At 65.4% G+C, this 13,729-nt stretch carries 10 protein-coding genes; 6 read left to right on the top strand and 4 right to left on the bottom strand.

The genetic code is table 11. The features are described 5' to 3' along the window. Position 1 precedes the first annotated feature (1 nt). The 3 genes from EV560_RS10340 to EV560_RS10330 are packed head-to-tail and all read right to left on the bottom strand — an operon-like array spanning position 2 to position 3,446. Complete coding sequence (locus EV560_RS10340; protein WP_131855677.1) at positions 2-775, bottom strand: enoyl-CoA hydratase/isomerase family protein; 774 nt, start codon at positions 773-775, stop codon at positions 2-4. Beyond that, on the bottom strand, positions 772-2,364 hold the full coding sequence (locus EV560_RS10335) for an acyl CoA:acetate/3-ketoacid CoA transferase (RefSeq protein WP_131855676.1): 1,593 nt from the start codon (positions 2,362-2,364) through the stop codon (positions 772-774). Before EV560_RS10335 ends, EV560_RS10340 begins: the two co-directional genes overlap by 4 nt. Before the next feature lie 29 nt (positions 2,365-2,393). After that, complete coding sequence (locus tag EV560_RS10330) at positions 2,394-3,446, bottom strand: LacI family DNA-binding transcriptional regulator (RefSeq protein ID WP_131855675.1); 1,053 nt, start codon at positions 3,444-3,446, stop codon at positions 2,394-2,396. A 163-nt stretch (positions 3,447-3,609) separates the two neighbouring features. Here EV560_RS10330 and EV560_RS10325 point away from each other — a divergent pair, with 163 nt between their 5' ends. Beyond that, positions 3,610-4,764: an acyl-CoA dehydrogenase family protein gene (locus EV560_RS10325; RefSeq protein WP_131855674.1), complete on the top strand. Its 1,155-nt coding sequence runs from the start codon at positions 3,610-3,612 to the stop codon at positions 4,762-4,764. 20 nt (positions 4,765-4,784) lie between these two features. Here the strand turns inward: EV560_RS10325 and EV560_RS10320 are convergent, their stop codons facing one another. Further along, positions 4,785-7,718 (bottom strand): Dyp-type peroxidase, encoded by a 2,934-nt coding sequence (locus EV560_RS10320; RefSeq protein ID WP_131855673.1) that lies wholly within the window; start codon positions 7,716-7,718, stop codon positions 4,785-4,787. 830 nt (positions 7,719-8,548) lie between these two features. Between EV560_RS10320 and EV560_RS10310 the strand changes: the two genes are divergently transcribed. From EV560_RS10310 to EV560_RS10290, 5 genes are all read left to right on the top strand, one after another. Then, positions 8,549-8,848, top strand: coding sequence for a PepSY domain-containing protein (locus tag EV560_RS10310; protein WP_131855671.1), 300 nt, complete (start codon positions 8,549-8,551; stop codon positions 8,846-8,848). Between the two features lie 26 nt (positions 8,849-8,874). Further along, positions 8,875-9,411 (top strand): general stress protein, encoded by a 537-nt coding sequence (locus EV560_RS10305; RefSeq protein WP_348982209.1) that lies wholly within the window; start codon positions 8,875-8,877, stop codon positions 9,409-9,411. A gap of 157 nt (positions 9,412-9,568) precedes the next feature. Next, positions 9,569-10,000 (top strand): NUDIX hydrolase, encoded by a 432-nt coding sequence (locus EV560_RS10300; RefSeq protein WP_131855670.1) that lies wholly within the window; start codon positions 9,569-9,571, stop codon positions 9,998-10,000. Between the two features lie 351 nt (positions 10,001-10,351). Next, on the top strand, positions 10,352-12,085 hold the full coding sequence (locus EV560_RS10295; protein WP_131855669.1) for a M28 family peptidase: 1,734 nt from the start codon (positions 10,352-10,354) through the stop codon (positions 12,083-12,085). 44 nt (positions 12,086-12,129) lie between these two features. After that, a complete protein-coding gene (locus tag EV560_RS10290; RefSeq protein WP_131855668.1) occupies positions 12,130-13,722 on the top strand; it encodes an ABC transporter substrate-binding protein in 1,593 nt (530 codons plus the stop codon). Positions 13,723-13,729 lie beyond the last annotated feature (7 nt).

The raw sequence follows: 13,729 nt of genomic DNA, 5'->3' as shown, positions 1-13,729 counted from the left end.
CTCACTCACCCCGGTAGCGCGGCGGGCGCTTGTCCTGGAAGGCGGCGACGCCTTCCTTGACGTCCTGCGTGTAGGAGACGAGCGAGCTGGCCAGCGTCTCCATCACGGAGGCGCGGTCCTCGTCCTCTGCCGCATTGATGAGCTGCTTGACGACGATATTGGCCACCGGCCCGCGCGCCGCGACACGCTCCGCCATCGCCTTGGCGGCGGCGAGCGCGCCGCCCTTCTCGACGACCTGGTCGACAATGCCGAGCGAGAGCGCCGTCTCGGCCGTGACGATCTCGCCGGTCAGGGCGAGGCGGCGCGCCACCCGCCCGCCGAGCCGCCGGACCAGCCGCTGTGTGCCGGACCAACCCGGGATCATGCCGAGCCCGCTCTCTGGCAGGCCGATCTTGGCCTGCTCCTCGCAGATGCGGATATCGGCGGTGACGGCGAGCTCCAGCCCGCCGCCGAGCGCATGTCCGTTCAGAGCGGCGATGACCGGCGGTTTCATCCGCGCGAGCTTGTCGAAGACACGGTGGCCGGTACGGACCCAGCCCTGGCCCATCTCCAGCGGCGAGAGACCGCCCCAGGCAACGATATCGCCGCCGGCGCAGAAGGCCTTGCCCTCGCCGGTCAGGATGACCGCGCGTACCGAGCGGTCGGAGTCGATCCTGTCGGCATAGCTGCCGAGCAGGCTGACCATCACGTCGTCGAGCGCGTTGAGCTTCTCGGGACGGGCAAGCGTGATGATCGCGAGCCCGTCGGTGATGTCGAGGCGGACGGGATCGCTCATGCCGCCCTCTTCTGCACGGTCAGGCCCAGCAGCGCCTCGTTGAACAAAGCCGCATCCATCAGTTTCGGCGGCTGCGGCACCAGCAGGGGGAATTCGGACTGAGCGAGGATATCGCGCTCCAGATCGACGCCGGGCGCGATCTCGCTAACGACGATCCCGTCCCTGGTCAGCTTCATCACGCAGCGCTCGGTGATGTAGGTGATGTCCTGGCCCTGCTCGACCGCGCGCGGACCCGAGAACGAGATGTGCTCGACCGCCTCGACCAGCTTCTTCACCTTGCCTTCCTTCTCGATGACGAGCTTGCCGTCGGCGATGGCGAGCTTGGCGGCAGCGCTGAAATAGCCGGAGAAGACAATGCGCCTGGCACGCGCGGTGATGTCGATGAAGCCGCCGGCGCCCGCCGTGACATGTGGCCTGACGCCGAGCTTGGAGACGTTGACCGAGCCCTGCCGGTCGATTTGCAGGAAGGAGAGCAACGACATGTCGAAGCCCGCTCCCTGGAAATAGGTGAATTGATAGGGCGAGGGCACGATCGCCTCGGCATTGGAGGCGCAGCCGAACTGGAATTCGAGCAGCGGCACGCCGCCGACGGCGCCCTGCTCGATCACCCAGGTCACGGCGCCGTGCTGGCCTTCCTCGATCAGGATGCGCGGCACGTTGGCCGAGATGCCGAAGCCGATATTGACGGCATCGCCATGGCGCAGCTCCTGCGCGACACGGCGTGCGATCACCTTGGCGACGTCGAAGGCCGGCGTCTCGAAACTCGACATCGGTCGCGCGACCTCGCCCGAGATCGCCGGATCGTAGAGCGTCTGCGTCGTCTGCATCTGGTCGGGCGCGACGACGATGGCATCGACCAGGATGCCGGGCACGAAGACAGCCTGAGTCTTGATGCTGCCGGCGGCGACCACGCGCTTCACCTGCGCGATGACGATGCCGCCATTGTTGCGCACCGCCAGCGCCTGATCGAGCGGACCGAGATAGCCACCCTCATGCTCGTAGGAGAGGTTGCCGCGCTCATCGGCCGTGGTGGCCCGGATGATCGCAACCTTCGGGATGATGCTCTTGAAATAGAGCCAGTCCTCGCCGTCGAAGGTGACGCGGCTGACGATCGGCTGGGCAGCGGCGCGCTCGTTCATGGCGCAGCCCTGATTCTTCGGGTCGACGAAGGTCTCCATGCCGACCTTGGTCAGCACGCCCGGCCGCTTGGCCGCGGCCTCGCGGTGCATGTCGAACAGGATGCCGCTCGGGATGTTGTAGGCCGGGATCTCGTCGCCGGTGACCATTTTCCAGATCGCCGGCGGCTCGGCGCTCGAGGGACCGGAAGGGTAGGAGCCGCCGAGGATGCGCGCCAGCAGGCCGGAGCGGGCGAGATGGTCGATGCCCTTGACGCCCCACATGTCGCCGGCGGCGATCGGGTGCATCGTAGTCAGGTTCCTCGGATGGCCTTCCGCCTGGAAGCGCCGACCGATCGCGGCGAGCACCGCATCGGGGCAGCCGAGGCCGGAGGAGGAGGAGACGGTGACGATCGCCTCGTCGGGGATGAGAGCGGCGGCTTCGTCGGCGGAGAGGATGCGAGGGAACGCCATCGTATTTTTCGTCTGTTTCGGGGAAGGGTTCAGCCCGCGGCCTGCAGCGCGTGGTGATAGGCGCCGCAGGATTCGCGGATGACGAGATCGGCCGGACCGATATGGGTCGTGGCCGGGGCATCCGGATTGGTGATGCGTTCGAGCAGCATCGCCGCGGCGCGCTCGCCGAGGCCGACAGCGTCGACCGCGATCGTGGTGAGTGCCGGCGAGACATGGCGCGCTTCGCTGGTGTCGTCGAAGCCGCAGATCGCGATGTCGCGCCCGACCACGAGCCCCCGCTTGGCCGCGGCCAGCATGGCGCCGATCGCGACCACGTCATTGTAGCAGACCACCGCCGTCGGCCGGTCGGGCAGTGCCAAAGCCGCGCCCATGGCGCTGAAGCCGCCATCGCGCGTCGGCATGCTCTCGATGTTGAGGCCGGGATCGATGGCATTGCCGGCCGCCGCCATGGCCCCGCTGAAACCCAGGAAACGATCCTGGCGGACCACCATGGAATGCATGCCGCCAATATAGGCGATGCGTTTGTGGCCGAGATTGAGGAGATGGCGCGTGATTCGCGCCGAGCCGGCCGTGTTGTCGGGGATGACGGTGCTGGCGGCGACGCCCGGCAGGCGGCGGATCGCGACGAGGAGCGGCGTATCGGCGGTATCGGCCCAGGCCAGTTCCTCGGCGGCGGTATCCAGTGCAGGGCAGAGGATGATGCCGCCGGCGCCATGCTCGCGCATCATCCGCATCACCTGCGCCTGCCGCACGATGCTTTCGGCCGTGTTCGCCATGAAGGCGACATAGCCGGCCATCTGCAGCACGCTTTCGACGCCGATCGCGAATTCGGCGAAGAACGGGTTGGAGAGATCGTTCAGCACGAGGCCGACGATCTTCGAATCCGAATTGCGCAGGTTGGCCGCGCCGCGGTTATAGACATAGCCGAGCGCGTCCATCGCCTTGTGGATGCGCTCGCGGGTCTCGGATTTGACGCTGCCGCGTCCGGTCAGCACGAGCGAGACAGTCGACTTCGAGACGCCGGCGGCGTCCGCGATGTCGATGATCGTCACCTTGTCCCTGGCCTCGCGCCGGCGCGGCATCGCTTCGTCCCATGGCGCCGTGCGGCGCTGTTTCTGATTTTGGAACGTTCCATATCATTCGCGCTGCCAGAATGCAATATCCCTATTTTCATCACGCTAATGCTCGGATAGGCTCGTTCTCAAGCAAGAAATAAATGGAACGTTCCATTTTCTGGAGGAAGCAATGATTTGCGCCCCGCTCCATGACGCGGCGATCTACGAGCAGATTCGCGAGGCCGCCCGCCGCTTCGCTGACGGCGAAATCCGGCCCGCCGCCGGCGAGCTCGACCGCAGCGAGGCCTTCCCGGCCGAGATCTACCGCCAGATGGGCACGCTCGGCCTGTTCGGCATCACCGTTCCCGCCGAGCATGGCGGCGCCGGGCTCGACACCTTCGCCTATGCCATCGTCATGGAGGAATTATCCCGCGGCTACGCTTCGGTGGCCGACCAATGCGGCCTCGTCGAGCTGATCGGCACCTTGCTGACCCGCTACGGCACGCCGGATCAGATCGCCCGCCACCTGCCCGATATTCTCACCGGCAAGATCCGCGTCGCCTATTGCCTGACCGAGGCCGAGGCCGGCTCGGACCTCTCCAATGTCCGCACGACGGCGCGCGAGACCGCCGACGGCTATATCATCGACGGCGGCAAGCTCTGGATCCACAACGCGCCCGTCGCCGATCTCGGCTTCGTCCTGGTCTCGACCGATCCTGCCGCCGGTCACCGCGGCATGAGCATCTTCATCGTCGATCTCAATGCGCCCGGCGTCTCGCGCGGTGCGAAGGAGCACAAGATGGGCCAGCGCGCCAGCCAGGTCGGCGGGCTGAACTTCGACGGCGTGACGGTGCCGCATGAGGCCCTGCTCGGTCCGAAGGGACGCGGCTTTCACATCATGATGAGCGTGCTCGAAAAGGGACGCACCGGTATCGCAGCGCTGGCCGTCGGCATCGCCCAGGCCGGGCTCGAGGCCGCGCTCGCCTATGCCCCGGAACGCCGGCAGTTCGGCAAGCCGATCCTGGAGAACCAGGGCCTGCAATGGATGCTCGCCGACATGGCCAAGGACATTGCCGCGGCCCGCGCGCTCGTCGAGAGGGCGGCGCTCCTCATCGACCATGGCCTGTCCGCGACCTCCGCCTCCTCGATCGCGAAGTGCTTCGCCAGCGACATGGCGGTGGCGCAGACGGCCAACGCCGTGCAGATCTTCGGCGGCTCCGGCTATATCCAGGGCTTCGAGGTCGAGCGGCTCTACCGCGACGCCAAGATCACCCAGATCTACGAGGGCACCAACCAGATCCAGCGCACGATCATCGCCAGGGAGCTGATCAAGATCGGTGCCTGACGCAGCCTCGCCAGCTGCGATCAGGTTCCGTCCGCGAGGTTGATCAGGAAGTGCAGCGCACTGCGGCTCGGCATGAACAGATAGGCTCCGCCGCGAACCCGAACCCAATCCTTGATGCCGGTCAGGTTGAGCGGCCCATTGGCAGAAGGAATGGTGAGGCGTCCCAGCTTTCGGCCGCGCCCGGAGATCGGGTCGACCTCGTTTGCGAGCCCATGAAACTGCCAGGCCATCGCCCAGGTCTGCTGGATGAATTCGAATTGCCGCTCGATATCGGCATTGAGGCAAATAAAGAGCAGCCCCGGTTTGCCGGGTTCTTGTGGATCCTTCGCTCCATCGGGATCGAAGCCGCGCCCGAGCCGCAGGATGCGGTGGCGGTTGACGATGCCGATCTCTTCCTTCGAGCCCGGCCGCATGCTCTCCCGGGGATTTGAGCGGCGAATATGCGAGCCCAGAGGGCAGCGTTCCCCGATTGGATCCTCGGCGCCGAAGAGGAACTCGTTGTCGCCGCGAAATTGCTTGGCGCTATCGCTGCGCCTCGTTGCCGGCGCGTGCGGAAAGCGGACGAGGGAGGAGCCGTCTTTCCAACGGCCGACCATCTTGGCCGCAATCCACTCCTCCAGCAGGTCTTTGGGAAGTTCCCGGGGGACTGCTGGATGGTTCGCATAGAGCGTCGCTGCCTCCGCCAGAAAGGCATTGAACGCGGCGACATCCTGCGTGAGCTGTCGAACGACCATGAACGTCCCGTTTCGCCCGAAATCGCGCAATGACGAGCCTGCCTGCGGATCGAACGCTGGAAAGAGCAGGCCGTGGGTCTGCTTTCGGTCCGCGAGCGGAAGGACATTGCCACGGTCGGCCGAAGGACTGGCGACGGGGGATGGCGGGAAATAGCCTCTCCCGTCCGGGTAGCCGAGGAGAAATTCACCGGGCTCGACGGTGTGAATGGCATCGGATTGCCGCAGCCAGCGGCGGGTGCCGCGAATGATCGGTTGCGAAATTCCGTCCGCGAACCCGAAGGGCTCATACGCGACACGCGCGCCAGACTCCCCAGGCTTCCTCTCCGGCAGCGGCGAAGGCGTGATCGTATGAACCTCGCTGCCTCCGGCGGACCGAATGCCGGCGGCGAGTTCACCGATGGTGCTCTCCAAGGTCGCTGCATTGTCGGCGTAGACGAGCAAGACCGCGTCGACGGGGCTTGCGTCCCCACCCCAAAGCCAGTGCTTCGCGTGATCGTCCCCGGTGTCGCCCAACAGATTGGCCCGCGCCGGAGAGCTCATGCCGGCGCGAAATGCCGTTGGAAAGCCCATGTAGACGTCATCGGGAAGACCGAGCCGCTGAAGGCCGGTGGCCGAAATGGCGAGGATCAGGACCTTGTCCGCAGGGGGCTCGTCTCCGAAGGTGACGCGAGGCGTGACATCCTTGAGCCAGGAACGGGCCTTGTCGGCCAGCGCAGGAAGCGTGACTGCAATGCAGGCGGAATAGCGGTGCCGGCTCAGCCCGCCATAGAGCAATGTCTGGACTTCGGCAGTCTCGATAAGGTCGGACGGCCGGACAGCGGACCCGAAAAGTCCGAGCCACGCGGCTGCCTCATCTTCGGTCGAGGCAGTGGCCAGGCCGCTGCGGATGGCGGCGTTCGTGCGGATGCGCGCTGTCGTCAGGTGCGGATAGGCGCTGTACCAGAAGCGGGAAGGCTGCTGCTGACGTCTGGCCCAGCGCTTGAAGCGATCGCCATCGGTCGATCCCTGGAAGAACAGGTTCTCCGTGCGCGGGAACCCCACAGTATTGCTCCAGGCGCCCGTCAGGCCGTTCGACGCCTTGGTGATGAAATCCTCGAGATAACTTTCCCAGCTGCCGCCGTAATTCGAGAAAAACAGGAGCTTGTTGGTCTTCGGCAGCCTCAGCCAGCGCGCGAAATGGATGGTGCCGATATCGCCCAGAAAGCCCGGCCTGAAGCGCTTGGTGGCCATTTCCCGGATGACCCAGAAGGCGATCCGGAGCGTGAATTCCCGAAGCCAGCCCGCCTGCATGACCGAGACACCGGCCAGATGGTTCTGTTGGGTGTCCTTGAGGTTCTCGGAGTTGGAGACCGCTTCCATGATGGAAGGATCCACCGGCGTGTCGATCGGTGTGTTCGCTTTCTCCGCGCGTCGAAGGCCTCCGTACAAAGCCGCCAGGACGGCCACAACGATGCCCGTGGCGACGATCAGCGCCACGACAAAGGTGAGCACCGCGAGGCCGATCCCGCCGCTGCTCCATGAATAGCAGGTGGCGACTGCGACAAGTGCCGCCAGCGGGAGCAGGACCGGCCAAAGAAAGGTTATCGCTGCGCGCCCGACCAGGCCCAGGAGAAAGCCGATATCGAGCTTCTTGCCGGCGTCGGCCTCGATCCTCGGAACCGGCTCGGCAGAGAGCAGGGCGGCATATTGCGGTTCGGCCCGTACGCGCTCCCGGATCTTGTCCATGATCTCGACGGGGCGGCCCATTGGCGGGTTTCCGTCGAAATAGGTGCGCAGCCAATCCGCCAGCTTGTACTCGCGCGTGATGCGATCCACGGTGAAGCCCGGCGTGCCGCAGAATTCGAGCCCAGCCGTTCGAAAGAGGTCTTGCCTCGTCCTGACCTGGCTCGCGGCGAGCTGGTCAGCCAGCGAGCCGGCATGAGCAATGCCTGCGGCTGCAAAGATCTGCTTGAGCCACGGATCCAGAGATTTTGCGATGCGGTCGAAAACCGTGCGTGGTGCTCCATCGCCGGAGATCTCGATGACGAGATGCGTAGGCTCGGCCCCATCGCCGCGCACGACGGTAATCGAAAGGAAATGGATACCTTGGTCGCGGAGCGCTTGCCGGATATTCCCGCTACTGTGGAATAATTCGGGCCGGAAAGCGTCCAGCAGGTTCTCTACATCTTTAGCTTTATTGTAATCGAATTCCAGCGCGCTTGTAACCATTGATTGCGTCATGGGGAATAGCCCTTCAACGATCAAATGGGAAAAATGAAGTAGACGCTTTAAAGCTAACCTATGTCTTGAAACTTAGTCGAGTGTAATTCTGACCTGGAAGTATGAAACTGGCGCGACCGCGATAGTTCGCGCCAACGATGCCTTGCTTGCGTGCAGGGGCGCCGCCAGATGGGTTCCTGGCGGTATGAACCCGGCTGTTCGCGCGTCGCCTCGCAGTTGGCGGAAAGTTCCCCGTCAATCCATGCGCGACGAACGGCATGAATGCTGTGCCGTTAGCCGCATAAATTGAGTCTGGTCATGTCGGTCGATGCGCCTTTTCAGGCGCCGAGCCTATCCGGCGATGCGGAGCTCAGTGCAGCCCCTGGGATCCATAACGACTTGCCTGCGGCGCCAAGAACGGCCGCGGCTGCCTTCCTGGGTGGGAACCTTCTCCAGTGCCTCCGGTTGGCGGCGAAAGAGGAGGCAATGATGACAGAAAAGTCGACCGTCATTCCTGTCAGTGGTTCGCCAGGCCGATTCAGGACTGCGCAGCGACCGGGACAGTCCGGCGAGCAGGCCGAGCGCAAGGCCGGGCCCAGCCCACTCTCGCCACATCCGACCGGCCCGCATGCGCCGTATGAGGCCCAGGATATCGATGGCTTGGCCGCGATGAAGCACGATGTGGCCAAGCCGGAAACCGCTGGCCCGAGAAAGGGGCGCTGAAGCCGTTTTGGGGAGAGCACCGATGATTGCGACGTCGAGCCGCACAAGAAGACCAATCCGGGAACAATGCAGGTAACTGTCGGTTCGGAAAGACACGGCTCGCGCCGCTTCAACCAACGGAGATATCTATGAAACGTGAGATTCTCGCAGCGACGTTCTGCGCGCTGACGGCATTCGGCGCGGTCGCCCAAACCTCGACCACGGCACCCACGCCGTCGCCGAACGCAAACGCGGACAAGAACGCGCCGCTACCAGGCGCGAACAGCTTTACCGAGGGGCAGGCGAAAAGCCGGCTCGAAGCGAATGGCTATAGCGCAGTGACGGCCCTCAAGAAGGACGACAACGGCGTCTGGAAGGGCAAGGCGACCCATAGCGGCCAACAGGTCAATGTGGGCGTCGACTATCGCGGCAACATCACCCGCAACTGACGAATAGCCGAGAGGAGGAATTCGAGATGACCCGTACGATCATTCGCTCTTACGACGATTACGATATGGCCCGCGGCGTCGTGGAAGACCTGGAGGCCGCCGGCTTTGCAAGCGAGAATGTCAGCCTCATCGGCCACGATGAAGACGCCGACGACAGCAATGCCGGCGAAGGCGCGGGCATCGGCGGCGCCGTCGGTGGCGCTGCAGGGCTGCTCGCCGGCCTCGGCATGATCGCCATTCCGGGCGTCGGCCCGGTGGTAGCAGCCGGCTGGCTCGCGGCGACCGCGGCAGGTGCGGCGGCCGGCGCAGTGGCCGGTGGCTTGATCGGGGCGATGACCAGTTCGGGCGTCAGCGAGCGGGATGCGCATTTCTACGCCGAGAACGTGCGCCGGGGCGGCTCCGTCGTTACGGTGCGCGTGGCCGATGCGCGCGCTGCCGAGGCTGAGGCGATCATGGATCGGGCGACGCCGATCGACATGTCGGCGCGCCGTGCGGAGTATGAGCGGGAAGGCTGGACCCAGTTCGACGCCAACGCGACGCCCTATACTCGTCCGGGCATCTAACCGATTTTGATTGTCGCGGCCCCGCCGGCTCCGTGCTGGCGGGGCTTTGCCAGTCGGCGATGAAAGTTGTGCAGGCCGGTACATCTGCGATTGCATTGCGGGGCTTGGGCTGGCAGTTCTCTTGTCTAGACATTTCCGACAAGGAATCGCCTCCCCGATGAAGACCGATCTGCGCCCTGCGAAAGCTCGACTTCAGGTCGGAGCCTTGCCGGTGCGCTTTGCGCCCGACGGTTCAGCTGAGATCCTGCTCGTGACGACCCGGACGACCAAGCGGTGGACCATCCCGAAAGGGTGGCCGATCAAAGGGTTGAAGGCGCATGAAGCGGCCGCCCGCGAGGCGCAGGAGGAGGCCGGTGTCGTCGGCAAGATCTGCAAGAAGTCCGTCGGTAAATACCTCTATTGGAAGCGATTGGCCGATCAGTCGATCCTGTGCAATGTGAAGCTCTATCCGCTGAAGGTGGAGCGGAGCCTCGATGTCTGGCGAGAGCGCGACGAGCGGCAGCAGCAATGGTTCTCGTTGAGCGAAGCTGCCGACATGGTTGGTGAGCCAGGGCTGAGCGCGACGTTGCGATCCCTGAAGCTCTGCTGAGCGCCTTATTGGTTTGAAGCGACAGAGATGGGCGGCTTGCATTCATGCGACCGCTGTTCGATCAGGCCTGTTCTACCGCCTGAATCCTCGAAGATTCCGCAGGCAGAGGCGAGAGGCCGCCTCGACGCCGAAGGCCGTGCATCTCGCCAAATCCGAGATCTGAAAGCCGTGCCTTGGGCGGTGCGGCAGCGAACGCCTGTCTTCGGCCAGTCCGCTGAATCGGGTAATGCGCCAAGATTGGCGCAAATTATTGACGCCAAGATTGGAGCTAACTAGGCTTCCCCAATCCCGGCCTTGGGCGTGCAGGCGATCTACCGCGCGACCGGCTTGCCGGGAGTGCGGAGCGTGGCGATGGAACAGTTCGGGTCGAGCGAGTTGGCGGAGCGCAGGCTCGCGACGGGCGACATCCCTACCGATCCGGCCATCGCCGGGATTTCCGCCGAGCGGCTACACCGGATGGTGGCGGATCTGGCTTCGCTTGGCCGCAAGTTGCCGGGCTCGCCGGAGGCCGATCAGGCCTGCGCCTATATTGGCGAGCAACTGGTGGAGTGCGGGCTCGTCCCGGAGGTGCATCTCTTCGATTGCTTCACCAGCTGGCCCGAGCGCTGTTCGGTCACGATTGACGGCGCAGCCATTGCTGCAAATGGTGTGGCCTTCAGCGCTGCGACGCCGGCCGGCGGCCTGACGGCGCCGCTTGTCGTGATGGGGCAGGGGGCCGAGGTGAAGGGCGCCTTCGTCCTGGTCGAAGGGTTGCCGCGCTACGATAGCTGCATCGCCGCGCAGCGGGCCGGTGCGCTTGGTCTGATCGCGGTCTCGCATGGTTCACAGCGGCACTATGTCCAGGCGTCGCCGGTCTGGGGCTCGCCGACCGGTCCAGGGGATCTGGCGCTGCTGCCGACGATTCCCGCTGTCCAGGTTTCGCGCGACGATGCGGCAGCGCTCCGCGCGGCGGTTGCCGAGGGCAAGCCGGTTACGCTTTCCGCCGAGATTCATACCGAATGGCGCCGGGCCAAGCTTCCAGTCGCGGAGATACCGGGGCGCGAGCCCTATTACATCCTGCTCGGCGCGCATTATTGCACCTGGCGCGACGGGGCGACCGACAATACCGCCGGCGTCGCTTTGCTGATGGAGCTGGCCCGGCTGTTCAGCCAAGGTCCGCAGCCGCGCTATGGGCTGAAATTCGCCTTCTGGAGCGGCCACGAGCAGGGCGGCTATGCCGGCTCGTCCTGGTATGCCGACAGGTTCCAGCAGTCGCTCTACGACCACGCGATCGCCTATCTAAATGTCGATATCGTCGGCACACGCGGCGGCACGACCAAGGCGCTGCGCAACACGACAGCCGAGCTCAACGCCTATGCGCGCCGCGTGCTCGACGCGACGATCGGCCTGCAGAGCGCGGAGGAGGAGGCTTTCGTCGCGCAGGCGCTGAAGCGCGCCGACATGTATATCGACCCGCGGCGTTCCGCCCGCAATTCCGACCAGAGCTTCAGCGGGATCGGCCTCGCCACCGCGCAGGTCAGCGCCTTCCTGCCTGCGGCCAGCCCGGAGCATTTGCCGGGCAGCGGCCTCGCCTGGTGGTGGCACACGGATCACGACACGATCGAGCGTTTCGACGCCGATATCCTGGCGGTCGATACGCTGATCTATCGCAATCTCCTCGCCGGCCTGATCGAAGCGGAAGCACTGCCCTTCGATTGCGAGGTGATGGCGGATGATGTCCTGGCGGGCCTGCGCTACTACGGTGAGACGGCGCCTGATCTCGATGAACTGACCGACCTCGGCGGCCTTGCCGAGCGGCTCGACGCCGCGCTGGGCGCCTTGCCGGAGGCGGCACGAGGCGATGCCGGCTTTTTGTTGCGGCTCGGGCGCCATCTCAACCCGATCCTCTACCATGCCCGCAGCGATTTCGAGTTCGACCTCGGCCGCGCGAGCCGGATCCTGCCGGGGCTTACACCGGCGCTGACGCTCGCGAGCCTGCCGCCCGACGAGGCGCGGATGGCGCGCGTCGTCCTGCGCCGGCGCGCCAACCGCATCGCGCATGGCCTGTCGCGCGCGATCGAACTCGTCGAGGCGCAGGGCCAATAGCGGGGAGGCCGCAGCCAGGCGCCGTTCAGAACTGGGGAAGACCGATGCATAGACGAGATTTCCTGAAGGCGGGTGCGGCGGCGGCGATGGCCGGGGTGAGCCGCCCGGCGCTGGCCCAGTCCGACAGCCAGCGCGTCCTGCGCTTCGTGCCCTATACCGACCTCACCATCCTCGATCCGATGTGGTCGACCGTCGATATCACCCGCGACTACGGCTACATGGTCTATGACACGCTGTACGGGCTCGACAGCGAGTTCCAGCCGCAGCCGCAGCTTGCCGAAGGTCATCTCTGGGAGGATGACGGCCGCAGCTGCACCATCACCTTGCGCGACGGGATCACCTTCCATGACGGCGAGCCGATCCGCGCGCGCGATTGCGTCGCCAGCCTGAAGCGCTGGGCGCAGGCCGCGCCGATGGGCGCGACGCTGATGGCCTTTACGAACGAGCTGACGGCGATCGACGACCGCCGGCTGCGCTTCAAGCTGAAGCGGCCCTTCCCGATGCTGCCGGCTGTGCTCGGCCAGCTCAGCGCGCCGGCGCCTCTGATCATGCCGGAGCGTGTCGCTTCGGTCGATACCAAGACGCAGATCACCGATACGACAGGCTCCGGCCCGTTCCGCTTCAGGAAGGACGAGTTCAAGCTCGGTGATATCGCCGTCTTCGAGAAGTTCCAGGGCTACAAGCCGACGCCGGTCAGGGCGACCGGTCCGACCGCCGGGCCGAAGCAGGTCTTCTTCGACCGGGTCGAGTGGCGCCGCATCCCGGATCCCGCGACGGCCGCGGCGGCGCTGCAGACCCGTGTCGTCGACTGGATCGGGCAGCCGACGACCGATACGGTCGAGCTCCTCACCGGCCACAAGGAAATCGACCTGCCGCAGCTCGAGGCGATCCCGTCCATGGCGATGATGCGCCTCAACGCGCTGCACCCGCCGTTCAACAACAAGAAGATCCGCCAGGCGCTGCTGCCGGCGATCGAGCAATCCGATTTCTGCATGGCGGTAGCCGGCACCGACCCGAAGAATTTTGCTACCGGCACGGGCTTCTTCCCGCCCGGCACGGTGCTCGCCAGCGAGGCGGGGCTCGAGCCGCTCAAGGGGCCGCGCAGCATGGAGAAGGCGAAGCAGCTCCTGAAGGAAGCCGGCTATGCCAACGAGCCGGTCCGGCTGCTCGGCGCCGCCGACAGCCAATCGGCGACGACGCCGCTGGCGCAGGTCGCGGGCGACGTGCTGACCCGGCTCGGCCTCAACATGGATGTCACCTTGCTCGACAATGCCGCGGTCAGCCAGCGCCGGCGCTCGGAGGAGCCGGTCGAGAAGGGCGGCTGGTCGCTGAGCTGCTGGCTCTTTCCGGGCGCCTGGTTCATCAATCCCGGCACCAATATCATGCTGCGCGGCAATGGCCGCGACGCCTGGTTCGGCTGGCCGACCATCCCGAAGCTCGAGCAGCTGCGCGACGCCTGGCTCGAAGCGCCGTCGCTCGACGAGCAGAAGCGCATCGCGCGCGACATGCAGATCGTCGGCATGGATGAATTGCCGGCTATTCCGCTTGGCGCGATCTATCGGCAGACGGCACTGCACAAGAGCCTGGTCGACCGCGTCAAGGTGGCGACCATGTTCTGGAACATCCGCCGCGCCTAATACTCTT

This window comes from Allobosea sp. BK604 (assembly GCF_004341515.1).
In the GTDB taxonomy this organism is placed as follows: Bacteria; Pseudomonadota; Alphaproteobacteria; order Rhizobiales; family Beijerinckiaceae; genus Allobosea.
The sequence above is the reverse complement of the archived record's forward strand: the minus strand, read 5'-3'. Positions and strand labels throughout refer to the sequence as shown.

Bases quoted from the DNA above. Each gene is read 5' to 3' on its own strand.
- EV560_RS10340 (WP_131855677.1), bottom strand. From the start codon at position 775: ATGAGCGATCCCGTCCGCCTCGACATCACCGACGGGCTCGCGATCATC.
- EV560_RS10335 (WP_131855676.1), bottom strand. From the start codon at position 2,364: ATGGCGTTCCCTCGCATCCTCTCCGCCGACGAAGCCGCCGCTCTCATC.
- EV560_RS10330 (WP_131855675.1), bottom strand. From the start codon at position 3,446: ATGCCGCGCCGGCGCGAGGCCAGGGACAAGGTGACGATCATCGACATC.
- EV560_RS10325 (WP_131855674.1), top strand. From the start codon at position 3,610: ATGATTTGCGCCCCGCTCCATGACGCGGCGATCTACGAGCAGATTCGC.
- EV560_RS10320 (WP_131855673.1), bottom strand. From the start codon at position 7,718: ATGACGCAATCAATGGTTACAAGCGCGCTGGAATTCGATTACAATAAA.
- EV560_RS10310 (WP_131855671.1), top strand. From the start codon at position 8,549: ATGAAACGTGAGATTCTCGCAGCGACGTTCTGCGCGCTGACGGCATTC.
- EV560_RS10305 (WP_348982209.1), top strand. From the start codon at position 8,875: ATGACCCGTACGATCATTCGCTCTTACGACGATTACGATATGGCCCGC.
- EV560_RS10300 (WP_131855670.1), top strand. From the start codon at position 9,569: ATGAAGACCGATCTGCGCCCTGCGAAAGCTCGACTTCAGGTCGGAGCC.
- EV560_RS10295 (WP_131855669.1), top strand. From the start codon at position 10,352: ATGGAACAGTTCGGGTCGAGCGAGTTGGCGGAGCGCAGGCTCGCGACG.
- EV560_RS10290 (WP_131855668.1), top strand. From the start codon at position 12,130: ATGCATAGACGAGATTTCCTGAAGGCGGGTGCGGCGGCGGCGATGGCC.